This window comes from Kitasatospora sp. NPDC085895, assembly GCF_040702125.1.
GTDB lineage: Bacteria > Actinomycetota > Actinomycetes > Streptomycetales > Streptomycetaceae > Kitasatospora > Kitasatospora arboriphila.
Genome location: NZ_JBFBJY010000025.1, coordinates 72,265 through 96,597 on the forward strand (window position 1 = coordinate 72,265; position 24,333 = coordinate 96,597).

Annotated in this window: 16 protein-coding genes and 1 pseudogene; all 17 read right to left on the bottom strand. The window is 73.2% G+C overall.

Features of this window, described 5'->3' with window-relative positions:
* Nucleotides 1–7: 7 nt before the first annotated feature.
* A complete protein-coding gene (locus AB0442_RS18210; protein ID WP_366163942.1) occupies nt 8–1,306 on the bottom strand; it encodes a hypothetical protein in 1,299 nt (432 codons plus the stop codon).
* Between the two features lie 152 nt (nt 1,307–1,458).
* Nucleotides 1,459–2,733, bottom strand: a pseudogene (locus tag AB0442_RS18215) (DUF4910 domain-containing protein); the annotation flags it as partial.
* Complete coding sequence (locus AB0442_RS18220; RefSeq protein ID WP_366163944.1) at nt 2,721–3,746, bottom strand: SDR family oxidoreductase; 1,026 nt, start codon at nt 3,744–3,746, stop codon at nt 2,721–2,723. The gene AB0442_RS18220 and the pseudogene AB0442_RS18215, both read right to left, overlap by 13 nt.
* A 3-nt stretch (nt 3,747–3,749) precedes the next feature.
* On the bottom strand, nt 3,750–4,397 hold the full coding sequence (locus AB0442_RS18225) for a PIG-L family deacetylase (RefSeq protein WP_366163946.1): 648 nt from the start codon (nt 4,395–4,397) through the stop codon (nt 3,750–3,752).
* Nucleotides 4,394–5,218 (bottom strand): glucose-1-phosphate cytidylyltransferase, encoded by an 825-nt coding sequence (locus AB0442_RS18230; protein WP_366163948.1) that lies wholly within the window; start codon nt 5,216–5,218, stop codon nt 4,394–4,396. The genes AB0442_RS18225 and AB0442_RS18230 overlap by 4 nt, the downstream gene beginning before the upstream one ends.
* A complete protein-coding gene (locus AB0442_RS18235; RefSeq protein ID WP_366163949.1) occupies nt 5,215–6,450 on the bottom strand; it encodes a class I SAM-dependent methyltransferase in 1,236 nt (411 codons plus the stop codon). The genes AB0442_RS18230 and AB0442_RS18235 overlap by 4 nt, the downstream gene beginning before the upstream one ends.
* Nucleotides 6,451–7,722, bottom strand: coding sequence for a glycosyltransferase (locus AB0442_RS18240; RefSeq protein ID WP_366163950.1), 1,272 nt, complete (start codon nt 7,720–7,722; stop codon nt 6,451–6,453).
* Nucleotide 7,723: 1 nt separating this feature from the next.
* The gene (locus tag AB0442_RS18245) at nt 7,724–9,028 is read right to left on the bottom strand and encodes an O-antigen ligase domain-containing protein (protein ID WP_366163951.1); all 1,305 of its coding nucleotides are present in this window, start codon (nt 9,026–9,028) and stop codon (nt 7,724–7,726) included.
* A 1-nt stretch (nt 9,029) separates the two neighbouring features.
* Nucleotides 9,030–10,523 (bottom strand): right-handed parallel beta-helix repeat-containing protein, encoded by a 1,494-nt coding sequence (locus AB0442_RS18250; RefSeq protein WP_366163968.1) that lies wholly within the window; start codon nt 10,521–10,523, stop codon nt 9,030–9,032.
* 56 nt (nt 10,524–10,579) lie between these two features.
* Nucleotides 10,580–12,562 (bottom strand): alginate lyase family protein, encoded by a 1,983-nt coding sequence (locus AB0442_RS18255; RefSeq protein WP_366163952.1) that lies wholly within the window; start codon nt 12,560–12,562, stop codon nt 10,580–10,582.
* Entirely contained in the window at nt 12,559–14,760 is a 2,202-nt protein-coding gene (locus tag AB0442_RS18260; RefSeq protein ID WP_366163954.1) for a bi-domain-containing oxidoreductase, read from the bottom strand. The genes AB0442_RS18255 and AB0442_RS18260 overlap by 4 nt, the downstream gene beginning before the upstream one ends.
* A gap of 36 nt (nt 14,761–14,796) precedes the next feature.
* Complete coding sequence (gene asnB / locus AB0442_RS18265) at nt 14,797–16,731, bottom strand: asparagine synthase (glutamine-hydrolyzing) (protein ID WP_366163956.1); 1,935 nt, start codon at nt 16,729–16,731, stop codon at nt 14,797–14,799.
* Between the two features lie 3 nt (nt 16,732–16,734).
* Nucleotides 16,735–18,264: a Wzz/FepE/Etk N-terminal domain-containing protein gene (locus tag AB0442_RS18270; RefSeq protein WP_366163957.1), complete on the bottom strand. Its 1,530-nt coding sequence runs from the start codon at nt 18,262–18,264 to the stop codon at nt 16,735–16,737.
* A complete protein-coding gene (locus tag AB0442_RS18275; protein WP_366163959.1) occupies nt 18,261–19,658 on the bottom strand; it encodes a polysaccharide biosynthesis protein in 1,398 nt (465 codons plus the stop codon). Before AB0442_RS18275 ends, AB0442_RS18270 begins: the two co-directional genes overlap by 4 nt.
* Nucleotides 19,655–20,920, bottom strand: coding sequence for a glycosyltransferase family 4 protein (locus AB0442_RS18280; RefSeq protein ID WP_366163960.1), 1,266 nt, complete (start codon nt 20,918–20,920; stop codon nt 19,655–19,657). The genes AB0442_RS18275 and AB0442_RS18280 overlap by 4 nt, the downstream gene beginning before the upstream one ends.
* Nucleotides 20,910–22,226, bottom strand: coding sequence for a nucleotide sugar dehydrogenase (locus tag AB0442_RS18285; RefSeq protein WP_363547829.1), 1,317 nt, complete (start codon nt 22,224–22,226; stop codon nt 20,910–20,912). Before AB0442_RS18285 ends, AB0442_RS18280 begins: the two co-directional genes overlap by 11 nt.
* Before the next feature lie 73 nt (nt 22,227–22,299).
* Nucleotides 22,300–23,727, bottom strand: a complete 1,428-nt coding sequence (locus AB0442_RS18290) for a sugar transferase (protein WP_366163962.1) — start codon at nt 23,725–23,727, stop codon at nt 22,300–22,302.
* Between the last annotated feature and the right edge of the window lie 606 nt (nt 23,728–24,333).

A 24,333-nucleotide genomic window follows, 5' to 3' on the forward strand; every position in this document is an offset into this window, starting at 1 on the left:
GAGGATGTCAAGAGGTCCTCACTTCGGGGATCGGGTTCCGGCCGTGCTCGCGCAGGGCGGACCGCAGCTGCAGCCACCACACGGCCGAGCTGCCGACGGTGGCGGCGGCGACGCCCCAGGCCGAGCCGGCCGCGCCGGCCACGACCGCCCCGCCGAGCCCGCCGCCGACGTAGCAGGCGGAGGCGAACAGCTGGCAGCGCAGGCTGCGCCGGGCCGCGCCGAGCGCGCGCAGCCCGGCCGCCGCGCCGGTGCCGAGGCCGGCGCCCGCGACACCGAGGGTGAGCGGCACGATGAGCTGCGAGGCGGACTGCCAGACGTCACCGAGCACCAGCTCGCCGAGCCGGTCCGGCACCGGCAGCAGCGCCCCGCCCCAGAGCAGCGCGGCGGTGGCCTGCCCGCCGCCCAGCAGGAGGCAGAACGCGCCCAGCCGCTGCGGGGCCTGCCGCAGCACCCGTGCCGCCTCCGGGACGGTGACCAGCGACAGCCCCATCAGGACGGCGAGGAACGGGCCGAGCAGCAGCTCGGCGCCCCGCACCGCACCGACCGCGCCGACCCCGGCGATCGCGCCGAGCCCGTACGCCCGCAGCTGGCTCGCGCCGCTGAGGCTGACGTTCTCCACCAGGTAGCGGTAGCCGAGATCGCGCTGCTCGCGGAGCCACCCGCGGGCCCCGGTCGTCCTCGGCCGGATGCCGGACTGGAGGCAGCCGTACGCGGCGGCCACCGCGCCGGACGCGCCCCACGCGAGCACGAACGCGGCCACGCTGCCCACGTGGGCCGCCACGACCATGGCCGGTACGAGCGCGACGCCCCAGACGAGGTCGTTGACGAACGCCTTCCGCCCGGCGCCGGCGGCGAAGAACGAGAACCGCCAGGCATCCTGCAGCAGCAGCCCGGGCAGCACGACGCCGAGGCAGGCGAACGCGGGCCCCACCCGGCCGCCGAGACCGGGCCCGACCAGCAGGCACACCGCGCCGAGAACCGCGCCGACGCCGAGGGCGGTGCCCGTGGACCGGGCCACCGCCCCGCGCCAGGACGCCTCCGGCACACCGCTGAAGCGCACCACGAGCGGATCGGTGGTCAGCCCGCGGGAGACGTTGAGCACCACGCCGTACGTCACCCAGGCGAGGCTGAACACGCCGAACGCGGTCACCCCCAGGGAGCGGGCCACGTAGATGCCCACCACGAAGTTGGACATGCTGGAGGCCGCCTGGTCGGCCAGTCCCCAGGACAGCCGGCCGAGGAGGGCCCGCTTGGCGGACCCGGCCGGTGCCGTCGTCTTCGCCGCCTCGGTGGTCATCGGCGTCATGCCTTGCTTCCTCGGTCGCCTCCGGGCGCTCTTGGCCCGGTGCCGACGCTCTCCCCCGGCCCGGCGGCCGGGAGGTGCCCCCACGCTCCCGCGCTCGCTGCGCTCGCTTCCTCGCTCGTCGCTTTCGGCACCGGCGCGCCCTTCGGCTCGCTGACCAGCCCGGCGCCGCACAGGGCGTCCGCCGCGGCGGCGACGGTGTCGAACGGCAGCCCGGACCGCTCGGCGACGTCCAGCAGGCCGTGCTCGCCGTCGGAGAGGCTGAGCACCCAGAGCATGGCCAGCTGTGCCTGCTCGGCGTCGCTGCGGCCGCCGAGCGAGTCGTACAACCCGCGCCGGCCCAGCTGCGGTTCGCCGTACGGGCTGAGGTTGATGTACCGCCGGTTGCGGTCGAGGACGGCGAACGCCTCGCGGCAGACCGCGAGGGTGTCCGCCATCGCCTCCGGCGAGACGAAGTCCGGGTTGTCCGCCGAGGTGTGGTACTCGGGGTACCCGGCGTACGGGGTCCGGCTGAGCGAGCCGACGCCGAGGTCGAACCCGGGCGAGCAGTACTGCCGCTCGTCGTAGCCGTACGGCGTGAACCCGGTGACGTGGTGAGGCCGTTCGGACGCGCGCAGGACGTGCCGCAGCACCCGGTCGATCTCCGCGTCGCCGCGCCTGCTCTGCTTGTACGTCAGCCGGCCCCGGTCGCCGGCGCAGGCCAGCACCAGCCCGTGCTTGACGCGTTCCACCCGCTCCGCGTTACGGGCCAGCCAGGTGATCGCCCCGATGGTGCCGGGCGCGAAGACGAACCGGTAGGTGTAGTACGGCGTCCGCTCCGCCAGCTCCCGCGCCAGGAACGTCGCCACCGCGACGCCCGCCAGGTTGTCGTTGGCCAGCGACGGGTGGCAGACGTGGCAGGAGACGATCACCTCGTCGGTGACCTGCCCGGGGACGACGTGCTCGGCGTAGGTGAGGTGGCCGTCCGCGAGCGTGGAGTCGATGCGCACCTCGTACTCGCCGTCCGGCAGCGCGTCCAAGGTCTCCTGGGCCAGGCAGAACCCCCATTGCGGCGTGTAGTAGCTGGTGCGGTACGGCACCCAGGACGGGTGGTCGGGCAGGGTGTGCAGGTGCCCGCGCAGCTCGGACAACGGCATGGTCGCCGCCACCGGGACGCTGTAGCCGAGCACGTGCAGGCTGGACGCGGCGAAGTCGACGACCCGGCGGCCGGCGGTGTCGGCGATGTACGCGTCCCGGATGTTCCACTCCTGCGGCACCGTCCAGTCGAGCACCCGCGTCCCGGTCGGCACCTCGTGCACCTGCAGCGGGACGTACTCGCCGACGATGTCCAGGGTGGCGCGCACGCCGTCGCCGGTGATGCTCCGGCAGATCGGGTACAGTCGCTCCACCAGTGCGTGCATCCGGTCGCCCACCGTGGTCATCGGCGCCACCGCAGGGTGTCGTCGACGTCGCCGGCGTCGGACGCCGCCCGCAGCACGGCCAGCCGGGTGAAGCGTCGTTCGAAGCCGTCCCGGGTCAGCCCGAACTGCCGGTAGGCGTCGGCGAGTTCGAGAGCGCCCCGCTTCACCGTCCACTCGCAGTCGAAGCCGGGCAGTGCGGCGCGGAACCGGGAGAAGTCCACCCGGTAGGACCGCGGGTCGGCGCCGTTCTCCCCGGTGATCACCACCTTCGCACCGGACACCGCCTCGGCGACCTGTCCGGCGATCTCGCCGACGGTGACGTTGTTGGTCTCGCTGCCGATGTTGAACGCCCTGTCGTGCACCGCCTCCCGCGGCGCGTCCAGCGCGGCCGCGAAGGCCCGTGCGATGTCGGCGGCGTGCACCAGCGGCCGCCAGGGGGTGCCGTCGGAGAGCACCAGCACCTCGCCGGACAGGAGCGCGTGGCCCACCAGGTTGTTCAGCACGATGTCGGCACGCAGCCGGGGCGAGTAGCCGAAGGCGGTGGCGTTGCGCAGGTACACCGGGCTGAAGTCGCCGTCGGCCAGCGCGTGCAGGTCGTCCTCCACCCGCACCTTGGACTCCGCGTACGGCGTCACCGGGCGCAGCGGGGCGTCCTCGGTCACCAGGCCGTCGCCGCCGGCGGCACCGTAGACCGAACAGGTCGACGCGTACAGGAAGCGCCGCACTCCGGCGTCGCGGGCCAGCCGGGCCAGTCGGACGGAGGCGTGGTGGTTGATGTCGTAGGTGAGGTCCGGCGCCAGCGAGCCCAGCGGGTCGTTGGACAGCGCGGCCAGGTGGATCACGGCGTCCACCCCGGCCACGTGCTCGGCCGTGACGTCGCGCAGGTCCACCCGGTACCCCGGCGGGTCCGCGGGCGCCGGGCCGAGGACGCAGTCCGCGAACAGGCCGGAGTCCAGCCCCACGACCTCGTGCCCGGCGGAGCCGAGGACCGGGGCCATCACGGTGCCGAGGTAGCCCTGGTGACCGGTCAGCAGTACGCGCAAGGTTCATCCCTCCAGATCGAGAACGAGTTTGGTGACGGCGAACGCCTCGGCGTAGCGCGCGTGGCATTCGATGCCGCGGATCCGGGCCAGCCCGAGGAAGGCCTCCCGGTCGTACCAGGGCCGGTGCCGTTGCGAGGGGTACTGCTCCTGCAACAGCCGCACCTTCGCCTCGGCGATCGCCGGGGACAGCGGCTGGTACGCCGTCGGACGGCCGAGGTCGCCGTCCCACTTGACGATCTCGTAGCCGAGCACGAGGTGGTCGCGGAACGCGGTGGTCACCAGCTGCGCCAGTCCGCGGTGGTCCTGGTGCGCGTCCTCGGTGCGCGGTGCGAGGACCAGGTCCGGCTCGGTCCGCCTGCGCAGCTCCTCGACCGAGGCCTTGGCCTCGTCCCAGCGCGCGGGCAGCCGGCCGTCCGGCAGCTTGAGCACCGTCAGGCGCAGGTCGGCGTCCGGACAGAAGGCGTCGAGCGCGTCCCGCTCCTCCAGCTCCCGCTCCCCGCCGCCGCCGGAGAGCACCAGCGCGTCGACCCTGAGGCCCGGGCGCGCGAGGCACATGGTCAGCAGCGTGCCGCCGGCGCCGATGGCGATGTCGTCGCAGTGCGCCCCCACCGCGACGATCCTGCTCGGGCGCCCGGCGCCGAGCCGGATCACCCGGTCCTCGCCACGAGGTCGTCGTCGCTGCCGGTCGCGCCCGCGCCGTCCCGTTCCCAGACGGCCCACGGGCGGTCGCCCCGGGCGTAGGCGTCGTCGAGCGCGGCCCGTTCCTTCACGGTGTCGGTCGGCTTCCAGAAGCCGCGGTGCCGGTGGGCCACCAGCCGGCCGTGCTTGGCCAGTCCGGCGCATCCGTCGGCGACCAGGTCGCCGTCCTCGGGGATGTGGTCGAAGACCTCCTGGCGGAGCACGAAGTAGCCGCCGTTCTCCCACAGCGGCAGTTCGCTCACCGCGGTGATGCCCCCCACCAGGCCGTCCTCGCCCAGGTCCACGCAGTGGAACGAGGACTGCGGCGGCACCACCATCATCGACGCACCGGCGTCGCGCCGGGCGAACGCGTCGATCATCGCCGGCAGCGGGGCGTCGGTGAGCACGTCGGCGTAGTTGGCGAGGAACATCTCGTCGCCGTCCAGGTGGTGGCGCACCCGGCGCAGCCGCTCCCCGATCGGCGACGCGATGCCGGTCTGCGCGAACGTGATCGTCCAGGAGGCGATGTCGGTGGACAGCAGCTCGGTCCGCCCGCCCCGCAGCACGAAGTCGTTGGAGGTCGTCTCCTCGTAGTTGAGGAAGAAGTCCTTGATGTGGTGGGCCCCGTAGCCGAGGCACAGGATGAACTCGGTGTGCCCGAAGTACGCGTAGTAGCGCATCACGTGCCAGATCAGCGGCCGCGGTCCGACCATCGCCATCGGCTTGGGCACGTCGTCGGAGGTTCCGCTGCGCATCCGCAGTCCGTAACCGCCGCAGAACAGGACGACCTTCACGGCTTGACCTCGACAATGCTGAGTTCCGGAACGGGGAAGACCAGCCGGCCGCCCCAGGCGTGCACGAAGGACAGCTGTTCGACCAGCTCGTCCCGCAGGTTCCACGGGAGGACGAGGACGTAGTCCGGCCGGTCGGCGGCGATCTGCTCGGGCGGCAGGACCGGGATGCGGGTGCCCGGGGTGAACCTGCCGTGCTTGTAGGGGTTCCGGTCGACCGTGTACGGGAGCAGGTCGGGCCGGATGCCGCAGTGGTTGAGCAGGGTGTTGCCCTTGCCCGGGGCGCCGTAGCCGACGACCGTCTCGCCGCGCTCGGCCGCCTCGACGAGGAAGCGCAGGAGGTCCCGGCGCACCTTCGCCACCCGGGCGGAGAACTCGGTGTACCCGGACAGCTCCTGCAGCCCGGCGGCCTTCTCCCGGTCCAGCACGTCGGCCACCCGCCGGGTCGGCTCGCCGGCCACCCCGGCCGGCCGGGCCCACAGCCGGACGGAGCCGCCGTGCGTGGGCAGCAGTTCGACGTCCACGAGCGCGAGTCCGCCGCTCTCCAGCGCCCGGGCCGCGGACGCGACCGTGTAGTACTGGAAGTGCTCGTGGTAGATCGTGTCGTACTGGTTCTCCTCGATCAGGGTCAGCAGGTGCTGCACCTCGATGGAGACCCAGCCGTCGTCGGAGACCAGGGCGCGCAGCCCCCGGGTGAATCCGACCACGTCGGGGATGTGCGCGTACACGTTGTTGGCGACGACCAGGTCCGCCGGGCCGTGCTCGGCGCGGACGGCCGCGCCGGTGGCCGGGTCCAGGAACTCCGTGAGCGTGGGAACGCCCGCTTCCCGCGCCGCGGCGCCGACGTTCACCGACGGTTCGATGCCGAGGCAGCGGATGCCCCGGTCCACCACGTGCCGGAGCAGGTACCCGTCGTTGCTCGCGACCTCGACCACGAAGGAGTCGGGGCCGAGACCCAGCCGCGGGACGGCCCCGGCGACGAAGGTGCGCGCGTGCTCCACCCAGGAGGTCGAGTACGAGGAGAAGTACGCGTACTGCGTGAAGGTCTCCTCCGGCGTGATCAGCGGAGGGATCTGCGCGAGCCAGCAGTCGGTGCAGACCCGCAGGTGCAGTGGGTACGTCGGTTCCGGCCGGTCCAGTTCGTCCGCGGCGAGGAAGCTCTCGCACGGCGGGGTCGCCCCCAGGTCGACGACGCTCGCCAGCGCCGTCGAGCCGCAGAGTCGGCATCGTGTCATCTACTGCCCCCATTCCCGCCCGCGCGGGGTGCCCCGCCGCGAGCCAGCGTTTCCGTTCCCCACCGGCGGCGCGCCGTCCGCGCCGCCGGACCGCCCCGCGACGGCGGTGCGGTACTCCTCCACCAGGCGCTCCAGCCCGACGGCCGGACTGAAGGCCCGGTCGTAACGGTGCCGGGCCGTGCGGCCCATCTCCCGGTTGCCGGCCGGATCGGCCGTGATCCGGCGAAGGCAGGACGCGAGCGAGGCCGCGTCGCCCGGCCGGTGCAGCAGCCCGGTCACCCCGTCCTGCACGAGCTCGACGAAGGCGCCGTGACCGGCGGCGACGGCCGGGACCCCGGCCGCCATCGCCTCCACGACCACCAGGCCGAACGCCTCCAGCCACGTCGAGGGGGCCACCACGGCGACCGACCGGGCGACGGCCTGCCGGCACCCGTCCCGGTCGTACAGGCCGACGTACAGCACGTCGTCCCGGCCCGCCGCCCAGGCGGTCACCTCCCGCTCCAGCGGACCCGCGCCGGCGACCACGAGCGGTACGCCCACCCCGCCGCCCGCGGCGATCTCGTCCCACGCGGCCATCAGCAGCCGCACGCCCTTGGCCTCCGCGAGTCGGCCGAGGTAGAGCAGGTGCTCGCCGTCGCCCCTTCGGCAGGCGCCCGGGTCGGGCACGAAGTTGTGCTTCACCGCCAGCCGTTCGGCCGGCAGGCCGGCCCGCGACAGGACGTCGCGCTGCGCCGCGGAGATGCAGAGGAACCGCTCCACGCCGGACCACCAGCGCCGCCGGTTGACCGCCAGGCTGACCGCGAGCGGCACCGTCGCCAGCCGGGAGTTCCGGTAGCAGCCGTGTCGGACGGCAGGCAGCGGCGTGGCCCCGACGCACTCGGTGCACGGCCGGCCGTTCCGCTGTAGCGTGCCCGGCGGGCAGATCTGGGTGTAGTTGTGCAGCGTGGCGACGGCGGGCACGCCGGTGTCGGCGCAGGCGGCCAGCACCGCGGGCGACAGGAGCGGGAAGACGTTGTGGACGTGCACCACGTCCGGCCGGTCGGCGCGGAGTCTGGCGGCGAGCTCCGCGCGGACCGCCGGGTTCCACGGCACCAGCAGCGGCACCGCCACCTTGCCCGGCAGGGACCGGGTGGCGATGTCGTCGCTGCGTCGTTCGAACACTTCGACCCGGTGACCGGCCTCGCGCAGCAGCTCCACCTCCTGGTCGACGACCTTGTTCTCCCCGCTCGGCTGCGCCGAGGCGTAGCGGTTGTGCACCACGAGGACGTGCATGTCAGGTGAGCTCCGTTCGTCGGGCCCGGGGCGCGGTGCGCTGCCGGGGGACGGCAGGCGTCAACAGGGCGGCGGGCACGGCCGGCGCCGCCAGCAGCGAGACGGCCACGGTCAGGTGCAGCAGGTAGGGCGAGGCGTCGCCCAGCCCGGCCTCGGTGTACGAGGCGATCGCGCAGTAGCTGATCAGGAAGATCGCGGCGGCCCGCTCCGGCGACGGCGGCCGCAGCAGCGCCGCGCCACCCAGCACGACGAAGACCGCCGCCACCACGGCGACCCCGGCCAGGCCCTGTTCGTTGTAGACGGCCAGCCAGCTGTTGTCGATCGGCAGCCCGCCGAAGGACTTGTCGCCCAGCCCCATCCCGAACACCTGCTCCGCGGTCGTCCGGGGTGCCGCCAGCAGGGCGTCCCAGACCTTGGCCCGGCCGGTCAGGTTGGAGAAGTTCTCCTGGCTCTGACCGCGCAGGAACCAGGCCTGGAGCAGCGAGCTCAGGCCCACCCCGACCACGGTGGCCAGCAGCACCGCCCAGCCGAAGAACCGGCGGGCGGCGGCGCTGGTCATGACGAGCGAGCCGATCGCCAGCGCCAGGCCGATGATCAGGCCGAGGGTGGCCGTCCGGGTGTGGGTCAGCGCGAGCAGGACGAGCGAGGGCACGATGATCGTCGCCGCGCTCGCCCCGCTGGTCCGGCGGTCCAGCAGGAGCAGCACGGTGAGCCCGATGATCACCGCGGCGTACTGTCCGATCTGCGGCGGGGTGAGCGGCCACAGCGCGCCGACCAGCCGTCCGCCGTAGAGGTCGGGCATGGCCGCGCCCGGTGAGGCGACCAGTCCGGCGGCCACCGACAGGAGTACCGCGAAGTACATCCGGATGTGGAACCGGACGAACGTCGGGCTGCCGTCCCACCAGCGGCTGAGCAGCCACAGCGTGCTGACGAAGAGCGTCAGCCGGAAGCAGCGGAACAGCGCGCCGAACCCGGACTCCAGGTTCGCGCTGGAGATCACGCTCAGCACCAGCAGCAGGGTGAGCAGGAACAGGAAGGCGCCTGCCCGGATGCGCAACCGGAGGTTGAGGACGAGCGCCAGCGCGAACGCGGTGGCCAGTGCGCCCATGGTGGCCATCTGGATGAGGGAGCGGGGGAGCGGGACGATGGTCCGCGCCCCGGCGGAGCCGAGCGTGTTGAGGATCAGCAGCCCCCAGATCAGCTCGAGGGTCTTCGGTGGGCCGGCGGGGCGCGGTGCGGCGCCGGGCCGTGTGCCCGCGGTGCCCGGTCCGTGCGGCGTCCCGTCGCGCGTACGGTCCCGTCCCATCTCAACCACCGGTCCGCGGCCGGAGGGTGCTGCCCGCGTCCTGCCGGTACGGCGCGCCCTGCCACTGCCCGAAGTCGAGCGTCCGGCTGGGGTCGTGGGCGACGAAGCTCCACGGTCCGACATAGGTGTTGTCGTGCCAGCGGTTCTGCTGCTTGCCGGTGATGGCCTCGGCCACCGGTTCGCCCTTGTACGGCGACCAGTCCGGGTAGGTGCCGTAGTTCGCCAGCACCGCCATCCGGCCGCACTTCGTCGTGCAGCCGACGACGGAGGGGTTCAGCGTGAAGCGGTTGTCGTGGACGTCCACCCGCTGGGTCTTCCACCGGCAGTCGTCGTAGAGCGGTGCGGTGGCGATCGCCGGCTGGGCACAGCGGCCGGTGTTCTTCACCAGCAGCGTGCAGTCACCGGACGAGGTGTTGGCCGGGCTGTTGCAGAACCGGTCGGCGTTCTCCCACAGGGTGATCCCGGACCAGTTGTCCTCCAGCACGTTCCGATCGATCTCGATCTTGTCGGTGCGGGCCGGGATCCGTGGTTCGCCGCCGGACTCGGACAGGTAGACGGTCGGATAGGGGAAGGTGTCGCCGCGGTCGGCGGACCTGCGGCCCTCGACCCAGTTGTTGTGCCGGATCGTGTTGTTCCGGACGACCGCGTTGTAGCTGGCCTCGTACACCAGCGCGGCACCGTCGTTGGCCTCCAGCACGTTGTCCTCGATGCGGAAGTCGTTGTTGTTGGTGTCCGCCCACAAGCCGGCTCCGCGGTTGTCGTGCACCCAGTTGCCGCGGACGTCGGCGCCGTCGACGGCCCAGAACTTGATGCCTCCGGTGCAGCCGCAGCCCGGCTGCCGCCGCTCCCAGTCGTCGGTGTTGTTGCCCACGACCTCGTTGCCCTCGACCAGCAGGCCCTTGATGGGGCCGCCGGACTTGTACGCGTTCATTCCGTACTGTCCGTTGTCGCGCAGGCAGCTGGCGCGGACCTGCTGGTGGGCACCGGCCATCAGCCCGGCGCCGGAGTTGTGCTGGATCGTCGCGTGCTCGATCACCCACCCGTCGGCCATGTCGTGGTTGACCACGCCCTCGTCGTGCGGGGCGACGAAACCCTGCACGGTCAGGTAGCGGACGGTCACGCCTGGGGCGGTACCGCTGAACGCGTAGTTGTTGGTCCTCCGGCCGTCGAGCACCGCGCCCGGCGCGCCGAGATAGGTGTCCCCCTCCTTGGTCACGACCTGGGCGTAGCGGTCCGGTTCGAGCGTGTGCGTGCCCGGGAGCAGCCAGAACGTGGTGTGCGGGGGGTTGCTCCTGGTCTTCGCGGCCAGATCACCGACCACCGCGGGGTCGACCGTCACCGCACCCGCCGGCGCGCTCGTCGGCCCGGCCGCGGGCTCGGCGCACACCCGGGCCACGGCCACGGCCACGGGCCCGGACGCCGTGGCGGTCGCCTTCGCCGGGGCGTCCGGCGTGCTCGTGCAGCCGGTCGCCACCAGCAGGGCCAGCGTCAGCATCAGCACCGGCGCCGCCGACGCCCCCCGGCGCCACCTCGTGATCCCCACCCGCCCCCCTAGCCGCGGAACCCGAGTACGGTGGTGAACCCCCGCGTGCCGTCGGCGAAGCCGGTGCCGACCAGCGTGGTCGCCGGTTCCTTGCGGCCGAAGCCGGCGGAGTACCAGCCCAGCGGCGGGTCGGTCTCGCCGCGGTGAGCCGACCAGGACAGCTCCCCGGGCAGGTCGAGCACCGCGGAGCGGTCCTCGCCGTCCCGGGTCCAGGTCAGCACCGCCCGGTGCCCCGTCAGGTCCGCGGTGACCGCCGGGCCGAGGTGGAACACCAGGCGCACGGCCCGGCGCGGTCCGCGCACCTCGTCGACGATCCGCAGCTCCCGGGTCGCGGCGGTCAGCTCCACCCGGCGGCGGTGCACCACGGGCCGGTAGCCGTCGTGCTCGGCACTCCAGCGGGCCACGCCCTCGTCGGAGGTCTCCGCGACCAGGACGCGGCTGCGGGCGTGCCGGGTCCACAGGAACGGGCCGCCGGAGACGGACTGGTCACCGCCGTCCACCTGCAGGGTGTTGTGGCCCAGGGTCGACCGGAAGTACCGCCGCCACTCGGGCTGCCCGTGGTAGCAGAACGTCCCCGGGTCGGCGAGCACGTCGACCCCGTCGTGCCGGACCTCGACGGACAGCGCGTCCGCGTGGGCGTGCGCGGCGATGGACAGGAACCCGTGCGGACCGCCGTCGCAGCGGCACCAGATCTCCCCGGGACCGCGCAGGACGGTCATGCCCGCGTCGGCGAAGTGGGCCGGCCGGTCGGCCGGGCGGGCCACGCTGCATTCGTCGGCGTCGGCGTCGGCGTCGGCGCCGGCGTTCCGCGCGTACGGCCGGACGAGCGCGGCCAGCAGCGTGCTGCGCACATCGGTGCCGGTCACCGACGGCCACCAGGCGAGCCGGCCGAACACGGCGTCCCCGGTGGCCAGCAGCGAGCCCCAGCGGTCGGTGCCCGCGCCGTCCAGGACCAGACCGTGCCCGTCGTCCGCGTCACCCTGGCGCGGGGGCCGCAACCGGTTGTCCACGACGGCCGCGAGCGCGTCGGTCATCCGCAGCAGGACGAGCCGGACGGACCCGGGGACCGGCACGGCCGCGGCGTCCGCCTCGGCCACCGCGGCCAGGCCGAGCTCCAGAACGAGCCCGTGGTACTCGGTGGCCAGCTCGCGGTTGAGGCCGGAGGGGAAGGTGTTGGCGCGCAGGTGCCGCTCCAGCGACCGCAGCGCGGCGGACCGCCAACGCGTCGAGGAGGGGAACCACCCGAACGCGCAGGCCGCGGCGAACTGCCCGGCGGTCTCGGCGACGACGTGGTTGTTCGCCGACGACCCCCGGCTGGGGAAGGCGGCCAACCAGCGCTGGTGGTGCCAGATCTGCTGCAGCGCCACCGGGTTGTCCTCGAACAGCCCGGCCGCGCCCGGCCAGCCGTCGAGCAGCCGGCGCACCCACACCCAGGACAGCAACCGGATGCCCAGCTCGATGCCGCTGATCCAGTGCACGCCGCGCAGCGGCGGGTTGGCCGCCCACCACGACCGCAGGTGATCGGCCACGCGTTCGGCGTACCGCTCGTTCCCGGTGACCGCGTAGGCGGCGGCGAGCACGGTCAGGTACTGGTGCCGGGACGGTTCCCAGATCTGCTTGATGTCCCCGACCGCCTCCTCGCTCCGGTACGGCACGTCGAAGGCGTAGCAGGACGGCGCCCGCCGCCCGGTCCTCGGGTCGCGCCACCAGTCGGGGGCGGCCATGTCGTCCCGGCCCTCCCCGAAGTACTCCGCGTACCCGTCCATCAACCGGTCCGCCTCGGCGACGAGGCGCTTCGCGGCGTCCGGTGGCACCGCGGCGATGGCCCCGACGGGCAGCACGGCGGTGAACCGGGCGCCCGTCACGGGCGGGCAGTCCGGCGGCGCCGACCGCCACCGCCGCCTGCGCACCGCGTCGCCCACCCGGCCGCCGACCTCCTGCGGTCCCATCCGGGACAGCCGCCGCAGGTACCAGCCCGCGCTCATGGTCATCGCGGCCTCGCCAGGGTCACCGGCGCGCCGCCGACCAGGCCGGTCTGCACGGCGAGGGTGGCCGCCGTGGTGGCGACCAGCGACTCCAGCGGCACCGGCATCGGCCCGCCGGTCCGCACGGCCTTGACGAACGCGGCCAGCTCGGCGGCCTGGCCCTTGTCCCGGGCCTTCGGCAGCCGCGAGCTGACCCACCGCCTGCGGCCGGCCGTGCTCTCGAAATGCACCGAGGCGCGGACGAAGTCGTCGAGCTTCAGCACCTTGCCGTCCGCGACGAGGTCCAGCGTCTCCTTGGGGAAGCCGGACGCGCCGGTGGTCACGTAGCTGAGGGTGGCGGTGGAGCCGTCCGGGTAGCGCAGCACGACCTGGAGGTCCTCGTTGCCGGCCGGGGCGACCGCGTACACCGAGACCGGGTCCGCGTCCAGCAGCCAGCTCGCCGTGTCGACGAAGTGCCCGCCCTCGCCGACGAACCGCGAGCCCTCGGAGTCCTGCCGGAGGTACCAGCTGCCGTGCTGCAGCCGGCCCGCGTTGACCAGGTAGCGCAGGCTCGCCGGACCGGTCCGGGCGCCGAACCGGCTCCTGGCCTCGCGCAGCAGCGGTGCGAACCGGCGGTTGAAGCCCACCTGCAACCGGTCGTTGCCGGACTCCTCCACCGCCGCGAGCACGCCGGCCAGCTCGTCCTCGGTGAGGGCCAGCGGCTTCTCCACGAACACCGTCTTGCCGGCGAGCAGCGCCCTGCGGGTCAGCTCGGCGTGCGAGCTGTGCCGGGTGACCACGAACACCGCGTCGACGGAAGGGTCCCCGAGCACGGCGTCGAGATCGGTGGTCGCGTGGGCGAAGCCGAACTTCCGCTGCGCGTTGGCCGCGGACAGCGCCGTCGTGGTGACGACCGTGGACAGCACGACGCCGTCGCGCTGTTCCAGGTGCGGCAGCAGCATCGACGTCGCGTAGTTCCCCGCGCCGACGAACGCCAGCCGCACCGGCGTTCCGGAGGCCCGGACCGGGGCGGGCGCAGGTCCGCCGCGCCGCACCGCGGGCACCGCCACCGCCGGGGCCTGCGCCGTCCCGTCGCCCGGGGCGTCGGGGTAGCGGAACAGCACCGCCACGGCCTTCAACTCGCCGTCCTCCAGGCGCCGGTACGTCTCGACGGCGTCGTCGAAGTCGGCGACGCGGGAGATCAGCGGTTCCACGTCGACGCGGCCGCGGGCCACGAGGTCGAGGAAGCACGCCAGGTTGCGGCGCTCCGTCCAGCGCACGTAGCCGATCGGGTAGTCCCGCCCCTCCAGCTCGTACTCCGGGTCGTAGCGCCCGGGGCCGTACGAGCGGGAGAACCGGACGTCGAGCTCCTTCTCGTAGTACGCGTTCCACGGCAGGTCGAGGCGGCACTTGCCGATGTCGACGACCCGGCCCCGGTCCCGGCTCAACCGGGCGGCCAGCTCGACGGGCTGGTTGCTGCCGCCGCCGGCGGCCAGGTACACCTGGTCCACACCGTGACTGCCGGTGAGCTCGGCGACGGCGGCCTCCACGACCGCGGACCCGGGATCGCCGGCGGCCGCGGCCCCCAGGCGCTCGGCGAGCTCGCAGCGCACCGGGTCGGGGTCGGCCCCGACGACGCGGACCCCCGCGGCGGCGAGGAGTTGCACCACCAGCTGGCCGATCAGCCCGAGGCCGACGACCAGCGCCACCTCGCCGAGCTGCGGTTCGCCCTGCCGCACGCCCTGCAGGGCGATCGAGCCGACGGTGCCGAAGGCCGCGTGCCGCGGCGCCAGGCCGTCCGGAACCGGCGTGTAGAGGTTCCTCGGCACCCAGTTCAGCTCGGCGTGCAGCGCGTGCTCGTTGCCGGCGCAGGCCACCAGGTCGCCGACCTTCACGTCGTCGATCCCGGCACCGACCCGTTCGACCACCCCGCACAGGGAGTAGCCCAGCGGCGTGTAGGAGTCCAGCTTGCCCATCACCTTGCGGTAGGTGGCGGGCAGCCCGTTGGTGGCCACGCTCTGCATGACCTTGGCCACCTGGTCCGGACGGGAACGGGCCTTGCCCAGCATCGACATGCCGGCCTCGGACACCTTCATGAGCTCGGTTCCGGTGGATATCAGCGAGAAGACGCTGCGGACCAGCACACCGCCGGGCTTGCACCCCGGCACCGGCACGTCGAGCACCGCCAGCTCGCCGCTCTTGTAGTTCTGCACGACCTGCTTCACCGGAAGTCCCCTCGTTTCTCTGCCGTCAAGTGAGCGCTACGCCGTCAACCGGGTGCTGTGGCCGGAGCCGGAGGTCGCGCCGCGGTACCAGTACTCCAGGGTCAGCACGTGCCACAGGTGCTTGGAGTAGTCCTGCTGCCCGGCGGCGTCCTCGGCGACCATGCGCGCGAGCGCGTCGCGGCGCAGGAGCCCGGAGCCGACGAGCACGCCGTCGTTCACCACCTCGCGCACCAGCGGCGCCAGGTCCCGGCTCATCCACGCCCGCAGGGGGGCGCTGAACAGGCCCTTGGGCCGGTACACGATCTCCCGGGGCAGGACCGAGGCGGCCGCCTCCTTGAGGACGGCCTTCCCCTGCCGTCCGACGATCTTGCGGTCGCCCGGCACGGCGAACGCCGCCCTGACGACCTCGACGTCCACGTACGGCACCCGCACCTCGGTGGACGCGGCCATGCTGGAGCGGTCCGTGTACGCGAGGTTCAGGCCCGGCAGGAACATCCGGGCGTCACCCAGGCACATCCGGTTGACGAAGTCGTCGAGCTCGTTGTCCTGGTAGGTGTCCGCGTGCTCGGTCAGCACGTCCTCGACGGTCCCGGCCAGGTCCGGGTCGACCAGGGCGAGCAGTTCGTCCCGGTCGTACATGGTGTAGCTGCGCCGGAACGCGGTCTCCTCCGGCAGCTCGGCGAAGGAGAGGAACCTCTTCGCGAACCGCACCGACCGGAACCCCCGGTGCGCCGTGGCGACCGGCAGCCGGTCCACGACCGCGGACAGGCCGCGTCGCAGGGGCCGCGGGACGCGCTGGTAGCGCAGCGCGAGCCGGTTGGCGAGGTGCTTGCGGTAGCCGGCGAACAGTTCGTCGGCGCCCATCCCCGAGAGCATCACCTTGACCCCGGCCTCCCGGGCGGCCGAGCAGATCAGGAAGGTGTTGATCGCGGCGGGGTCGCCGATCGGCTCGTCCAGGTGGTACGTCATCCGCGGCAGCAGGTCGAGCACGTCCGGAGCGATCTCGATCTCGTGCAGGTCGACGCCGAACCGCTCGGCCACCTGCCGGGCGTAGCGGAGGTCGTCCGGCATCGCCTCGAACCTGGCGTCCTCGGCGCGGAACCCGATCGTGTAGGCGGAGATCCCGGGCCGCTCGCGGGCCGCGAGCGCGGTCAGGTAGCTGGAGTCCAGGCCGCCGGAGAGGAAGGTCGCCACGGGCACGTCCGAGAGCAGGTGACGCCTCGTCGACTCCTCGACGATCGCGGCGAGGTCCGGCAGCTCGCCGCCGAGAGCCCGCTCCCGGCCCTCGGCCGCGACGTCCCGCAGGTGCCAGAACCGGCCGCGGTCCACCCGGCCGTCGGGCCTGCACCGGAGCCAGCTCCCCGGCGGCAGCTTCTCCGCCCCGCGCAACGCGCACCGTGAGTCCGGCACCCAGTAGTACAGCAGTGAGGCCACCAGCGCGGCGGTGTCCACCTCCAGCGACCCGCCGGTGGCGGCGGCCAGTGCCTTGAGCTCGGAGGCGAACACCAGGCCCTCGCCGCGCCGGACCAGGAACAGCGGCTTGATCCCGAGCTGGTCGCGGGCGAGCACCAGCTCGCCGGTCCGCTCGTCGAAGACCCCGAACGCGAACATGCCGCGCAGCCGGGGCAGGCAGTCCGTGCCCCAGCGCCGCCAGGCCTCCAGCAGCACCTCGGTGTCGGACGTGCCGCGGAAGCGCACCCCGGTGGCCGCCAGTTCGGCACGCAGCTCGGGCGCGTTGTACAGCTCGCCGTTGTACGTCAGGACGAGGCCGTCCGAGGCCATCGGCTGGGCGCCCGTCCCGGAGAGGTCGACGATGGCCAGTCGCCGGTGCCCCAGGTGCACTTCGCCGTCACCGACGGGGTGGCCGTACCGACCCGCCCCGTCGGGACCGCGGTGCGCGAGGGTCTCGGTGAGCAGGTCGGTCACGACCTTCCCGTCCGGCCATCGGTACGTACCCGCGATGCCACACATGTCCTACCGCACCTCCTGGTCACTGTCCGGGACCCTTGCGGTCCGCATCGTCGTCGGTCCCGTCCGCCGGCGGCCCGTGCCGGTGTGCCGGGTCGGCCGCTCGTACCGGCCGCCCGTCGCGGTGAACGGCCCGTCCCACAGCGTGCCGTCGGTCCGGTCGCGCGGATCCGGGTCGATCAGCACCACACCGATCACCGGGATGTCCTGGTCCGCGAGCTGCCGCGCCACGGTGTGCAGCCACGCGGTGCTGCCGTGCCCCGCACGCACCACGAGCACGGTCCGGGTGCCGAGGTACCGGAGGTCGGTCCACGTCGTGCCGGGCGACACCGAGCCGACGCCGAGCCGGCGCTCCCGGCCCGCCCCGGTCGTCGCACCCCCGCCGCCGACCGCGGTCGGCTCTCCCGGCCGCGGTCCGCGCCGGGCGAACCGCGGGCCGGGCAGCTCGTCGACGAGGGCCACCGGCCCCTCTTCCCCCAGCGCCCCGGCGAGATCCCGGGCGATCGCGCCGGTGCTGCGCGCGCAGCCCAGTTCCAGCAGCGACACCGCCTCGGCGGAACCGCGCACGGTGCGGGCCAGGGTCGTGGTGAGCCTCGCCCGTGCCGCCCGGGTCCGTCGGCCCTGCCACCGTCCGGCCGGCCGGCGGGGCACCCGGTGCAGCTCCGCGATGACCGAGGCGCCGAGGTTCGCCGCGATGTCCCGGCGCAGCACGGGGCGGTCCGCCACCACCGTGGCGACCGCGGCCACCGCGAGTCCGAGGACGAGTCCGAGGACGAGCCCGATCGCGGCGTCGGTGGCGGCGGTCTTGGCCAGGGACTGCCGCACCGGGCGCGGGGCGTCCACGATCTGCGTGCCGGCGACGAGCCCGGGCGTGCCGACCCGCGCCTCCGCCGCGCGCTGGCCGAAGTCGGTGATCCGCGCGGTGAGTTCGGCCCGGCTGGCGAAGAGCGACTCCAGGCCCGCCGACGCCTTCGGCCCGCTCTGCTGCGAACCGTCGCCGATCGTCCGGTTGACCCGGGCGAGTTCCTCCTGCAGGCGGTCACGCTGGTCGAGCAGGGCCTTGGCCTGGGCGTCCGAGGCTTCCCGGACCCGTCGCACGTGGTCCGCGACGAACGCGTCGGCGAGCGCCTCGGCCCGGGCCACCGCCTCCCCCTCACTGCGACCCGTCGCGGTGATCTGCAGCACGTTGTTGGTCAGGCCGATGCCCCCGTAGTCCTTCATGAAGTCCTCCGGCTTCTCCGAGGACCCGAGGGACTGCAGGGCCCTGCCCGCGATCCCCGTGGTCTGCAGCAGGGCGACGTCGGTGCGGATCAGCGTTCCGGGATCGTTCGGCTGGTCCGCCTGGTGCGTGACCAGCACCTTGACCAGCGCGGTCGGCGGCGGCGGCCGCAGGACGGCCAGCGCAGCGCCGGCCAGCAGCCCGAGCAGCGCCAGCGCGCACCAGAAGCGGCGCCGCCTGCGCACTGCGACCACCAGCGCCTGCAGGTCCACCAGCGGCGCGGCGGCCGACGACTCCGATGTCGTACTCGTCGTCACCCCGCTGCTCTCCTCGTGTCGCCGGTTGCTGCGAGCACCGGCGTCGCGCCGTCCGGATCACGGTCGGTGGACCGTTCCGGACGGGCCCGGACCACGCCGGCGACGACGGTGCCGACGATCTCGTGCCCGGCGTCCGCACACGCCTCCGCGATGCCCGCGAGCTCCGCCGCCGTCCAGCTGCCCGCGCTGAGCACGACCAGCGCGCCGGCCTCGTCGTCGCGGTCCGGCACCAGCGGTCGGGACACCGAGACCGCCACCACCCGCAGCTCGGGGTATCCCCCGCTCGAAGAGCTCGGGGAAGGACCGCCCTCCGCCTCGGCGGCGAGCCGCCCGGCAGCCCGGCCGGCCGTCCCGTCCCCGTCCGGGACGATGACCAACAGCGGCCGGGGCGCCGGCAGTCGGTCCCGGAGGCGGTCGCAGACCCGCCGGAAGCGGAGCCGCCGCCCGGCCTCGTCGCCGGGAGCGTGCCGGGTCAGCAGGTCCCACCGGACGTCGGTGCCCAGCAGCCGGCGGACCAGGGCCCGCGGGCCACGGCCTTCCGGCCGGTGCGCGGACCGTTCACCGGGTACGTCGACGGTGCCGAGGAGCACCGAGCCCAGCGCGGCGGCGATCTCCGGTCCGGTGCGCAGCCGGCGGCTCATCCGTGCGGTGGCGAGATGGCCGACGACCCCGAGCGCGAGGAACAGCGCCGCCCCGCCGGCGACGAGCTGCGTCCTCGTCGGCGGTGCCTCCCCCGTCGGTCGGGCCGCCGGCCCCAGGACGACCAGGTTGACCGTCCTGGTGGCCGCCGGGTCGACCTGGTCCAGCTTCTTGACGGCGTCCTGCAGCGCGGTGCGCAGCTTCACGAGCTCCGTGCGGGTCTGCACGCTCTCCACGCTCTGCCCCGAACCGGCCGCGTCGGCCAGGTCGGTGATGCGGCGGCCGGCCTGCTCCACCAACTGCCGCAGTGCCTCGGGCTGCGCCGCTTCGGCGTCGGTGCCGTCGCCCGAGTAGCGCGCGGCGAACGTGACGAACTCCTGGGCCGCCTGGTCGGAGAGCTGTTGTGCGCGCGCCGGGGTGTCGGCCGTACCCGAGATCTTGATGATGTTCCCGTCCGCGGCCGTGGCGCTCACCCGGTCCCGAAGCCCGTTGCCGCCGGCCCCGGACCAGGGGAGCGCGGCGGCCACGCGGTCGAGCACCACCGAACTGGTCGCGATCTGCGTCTGGGTCGTCAACTCGCGCTCCTGCCACGCCCCCGGCAGCAGGACCGAGGCCGACGTCGTGTAGCGCGGCGGAAACAGCAGGGAACTGCCGTAGCCGACGAGCCCACCCACCACGGCGAGGACGGCGAGCAGCCGCCAGCGCCGACGGAAGATCCGACCGATCACGGCCAGGCGTATCGCTTCGTCGCTCAACGGCGCGGCCTCTTCCCGGCCGGGCCCGGGCCGCCCGCCGACACCGGCGGGAGGTCACCGCAGGCAGCGGCGTAAGCGGCGAGGAGCGAACGCTGGGAGTTCCGCCAGGCGAGCGGCCCGTTGATCCGCTCCTGGCCGACCTTGCCCATCAAGGCCCGCTTCTCCGGATCGTCCAGCAGCAGCGCGACGAGTTCGGCGAACCGGGCCTCGTCGTTGGCGGGCGCGTACACGGCGGCGTCACCGGCGGAGACCCGCGCCTCGCGGAGGTCGAAGGAGACGATCGGCCGGCCCATCACCATGTACTCCAGGACCTTGTTCATGGTCGACACGTCATTGAGCGGATTGCGCGGGTCGGGGGAGAGGCACACGTCCGCCGTGGACAGGTACCGCACCAGGTCGGCGTCCGGAACGCGCCCGGTGAACTCCACCTGCTCCGAGAGCCCGAGCCGCCGGGACAGCTCCACCATCGCGTCGAAGGTGTCCCCACCGCCGACGAACACCGCGTGCCAGTCGGTCCGGCCGAACCCGTCGCGGAGCTTCGCGAGGGCCCGCAGGGCGTAGTCGACGCCGTCCTGCGGCCCCATCACGCCGAGGTAGCACAGCAGATGGGGCTTGCCGCGCTTCAACCCGGGCTCGGGCGGTACCGGCCGGAACCGCCCGGTGTCGGGCGCGCTGCGCACCACGAAGACGTCGTCCGGGAGCCGGCCGCCACGGCGCAGTGCGACGTCCCGGTAGCTCTCGTTCGTGGCGAGCACGACGTCCGCGGCCCGGTAGGTCAGCCGTTCCAGCGCGCACACGCCGCGGTAGAGCAGGTCCTCACCGCGGTCGAACCGGGAGAGGTACAGCTCGGGCACCAGGTCGTGCTGGTCGAACACGAACCGGGCGCCGCGCCGCTTCAACCACAGGGCCGGCAGGAACAGCAGGTCGGGCGGGTTGCAGGCGTGGACCACGTCGACCGGGCCGACCCTGCGGGCCAGCCGGGCCGTGTGCCACAACGCCGATCCGTACTCCCGCAGGTAGCCGGCCGGCCCCCCGGTGGCCGCGCGCAACGGGTACCGGTGGATCCGCACCCCGTCGATCACCGCCTCCGGTTCCGTGTCCCGCTTGCTGCCCCGCGGGCAGATGACGTCCACCGTCCAGCCCGCGTCCCGGAGCGTCGTGCACTCCTGCCACACCCGCCGGTCGAACGGCACCGACAGGTTCTCCACGAGGATCAGCGCGCGACGGCCCCGCCCGTCGCCGCCCGTTGCGTCACCAGGCAAGGCCCGCGTACCCCGGCTCGGTCCGGCGCGCCTCGGCGTCGGGAAGGCGGACGAGGTCGACGATCATCGGGCTGCCGCCGTGGGGCAACGCCGACAGCACGGCCGGGTCGCTGGTCCCGACCACGCACACCTCGGCATGGTCGAGCACCTCGTCGACGGACTCCGCGAGCAGCTGCGCGAGGTGCGGCAGCCGGGTCTCGATGTACTCGCGGTTCGCGCCGAGCAGCCGGGAGACGCTCACGTTGGGGTCGTGGATCCGCAGGTCGTAGCCCCTGCCGAAGAGCCTCTCCGCCAGCTCGACGAGGGGGCTCTCGCGGAGGTCGTCGGTGCCGGGCTTGAAGGACAGGCCGAACAGGCCCACCCGGCGCCTGCCGGTGCGCTCGACCAACTCCACCGCGCGCTGCAGGTGTTCGGAGTTGGAGGGCAGCACATGGGAGAGGATGGGCACCGAGACGTTGGCCCGCCGCGCCGCGTGGACCAGGCCGCGCAGGTCCTTGGGCAGGCAGGAGCCGCCGAAGGCGAAGCCGGGCCGCAGGTAGGCGGGGCTGATGTTCAGCTTGCGGTCGGCCAGGAACACGTCGATCACCTGGTGCGAGTCCACCCCGAGCGCCCGGCACACCGCGCCCAGCTCGTTGGCGAAGCCGATCTTGAGCCCGTGGAAGGCGTTGTCCGCGTACTTGATCGCCTCGGCCGTCGGGACCGGCACCCGGAACACCTCGCCGGGCAGTCCGTCGTACAGCGCCGCGACGACGTCGCCGCTCGCCGGGTCGAGCTCGCCGATGACGGTCTTGGGCGGGTCGAAGAAGTCCCGCACGCTCGTGCCCTCGCGCAGGAACTCCGGGTTGACCGCGACCCCGAAGTCCACCCCGGCGGTGCCGCCGACGTACTTCTCCAGGATCGGCACCAGCAGGTTCAGGCAGGTGCCGGGGAGCATGGTGCTGCGGAACACGACGGTCTGCCGCCCGCCCCGCTCGGCCACCGCGGCACCGATCTGCTCGGTGACCCGCTCCAGGTAGGTGGTGCACAGGCTGCCGTCGGGCTCCGACGGCGTGCCGACGCAGACCAGCGACACCTCACTGCCCATGATCGCCTCGCGGACGTCGCCGGTGGCGCGCAGCGCTCCGGCCCGCACGACCTCGGCGATCAGCTCGCCGATCCGCTCCTCGACCACCGGGGCCCTGCCCTCGTTGACCAGGTCGACCTTCACCTGGTTCACGTCCACCCCGATGACCTCGTGACCCATCCTGGCCAGGCACGCGGCCGACACGCAGCCCACGTAGCCGAGCCCCAGGACGCTGACCCTCATGACCCGTTCCTCCCCTCGGGCAGGCCTCGTGGGCCGGCCGGCCGCGCGCCGATCGAACGACGCCCCCCACGCATCAGTAGGCCCCCTGCCCCTGAAGCACCGCACGCAGCGTCTTCCACAAGATCACCGTGTCCAGGGCGAGCGACCAGTCCTCCACGTACCGCAGGTCCAGCCGGACCGCCTCCTCCCACGGCAGGTCGCTGCGTCCGCTGATCTGCCACAGGCCCGTGAGCCCGGGCTTGACGAGCAGTCGCCGCCGGATGTCCGGGCCGTACGCGGCGGACTCCTCCGGCAGCGGAGGCCGCGGACCGACGAGCGACATCGAGCCGGTGAGCACGTTGAGGAGCTGCGGGAGCTCGTCGATCGAGTACCGGCGAAGCACTCCTCCCACCCGGGTCACCCGTGGATCCCGGCGGAGCTTGAACAGCAGGCCGGCGCCCTCGTTGCGGTCGGCCAGCTCGGCACGTGCCCGGTCGGCCCCGGCGACCATGGTGCGGAACTTGACCAGGGTGAACTGGCGGCCGTCCTTGCCGACCCTGTGCTGCCGGTAGAAGGCCCCGCCCCGACTGTCCATCAGCACGAGCAGCCCGACGACCACCATCAGCGGCGCGAACAGGACCAGCAGGACTGCGGCACCCAGTCGGTCGACGACCTCCTTGACCGCCCGGCGGCCCCCGGTGAAGGTCGGCATGCTGACGCGCAGCATCGGGATCCCGAGCACCGCGTCGACGTGCAGCCGCGGGCCGGCCACCTCCATGAGCACGGGGGCCACGACCATCTCGGCATCGCCGCCTTCGAGGTTCCAGGCCAGGCGCTGCAGCCGGTCCGGTGTCCAGTACGGGTCCGGTGTGACCGCGACGACGCGGTAGCCGTCGCGGCGGACGTGGTTGGCGACGTCCTCCAGACGGCCGACGACCGGCACCCCGTCCAGCCGGTCACGGTCGTACCCGAGACCGTGCGGTGTGCACACCGCCTCGACCCGCCAGCCGATGTGCGGGAACTTGCGGGTCCGGGCGATCAGGTCGCGCACGGCGGCCGGGCTCCCGGCGGCGAGCACCGGGCGCAGGCACCGGCCCTCGTTCCGCTGCTTGTGCAGCCACAGGCGCAGCAGATACCGCTCGGTCATGGTGACGAGCGTGATCGCCGGGATCGCGACGAAGATCCAGAGCTTGATGTTGTGCGAGGTGAGGGCGATCCCGCCGAGCGCCAGTACGACGGCCGCCGTGAACAGCGAGCGTCCGAGCCGACGGAATTCCTCGGCGCCCTGACCGAGCACGGCCGCAGCCCACGACCGGGTCGTGGCGAGCGCTCCCAGCACCAACAGCTCGGTGCCGAAGGCGAGAATTCCCCATTTCTCGTGCCAGTTGGCCGCGTCCCGAACCCCGAAGAAGCGGCCTATCGCCGCCACCACGAAGGCGGTGGCCACGATATCGCTGATGATGACAGCGCGGCGGTACCGCTGCTCCCAGTCACTTTCGGGCCGGCTGATCCTCCCGTTCATCCGACGTCCCCGCGCCGGTGGAAACGGACTGACCAATTCTCCTTCCCCCTGCTTTACGGCCCCTTCCAGGTCGGCAGTGGGTTCGACGTGTTCGCTCCACACGGTTCCTCCCCCCGGGAGGCTCGCGCCTCCCGCACTGTTCCTCCCCTCGGGAGGCCCCCGCCTCCCGTGCCGTGCTGCTCTCACCTCTCGATAGGCCCCACCCCCTCTCGCGCATGGCAAACCGGCGACCGCAGTACTACGTGAACATCCCACCCGGACGCCGGCGGACTCGTACGTCCCGCCGGAGTCCCGAGGTGCACGGGAAACCGCCGACGCCGGACCAATGGATCATTAGTGCGCATCGCGTCCAAATGTGCGAAGCGACAATCAATCTAGAGCATCGAGGACGCCCGGCGGGGGCGATGTGTGAAACGCGTGCTCGATATTTGAACTTGATCTACGGAACAGTTACTGCGTGCGTTTCTTGGGAAATAGGGCGTGCATTGTGACGTGTGATGCGGGAGTCAAGCCTCGATCGTTCACGCGCGCGCGCCGGCATGAGGGGTTCGGCTGGGCTGTCCGGTTCCTGATGATTCGTCCTGCGGTGTGATGCTCGCTGGTCAG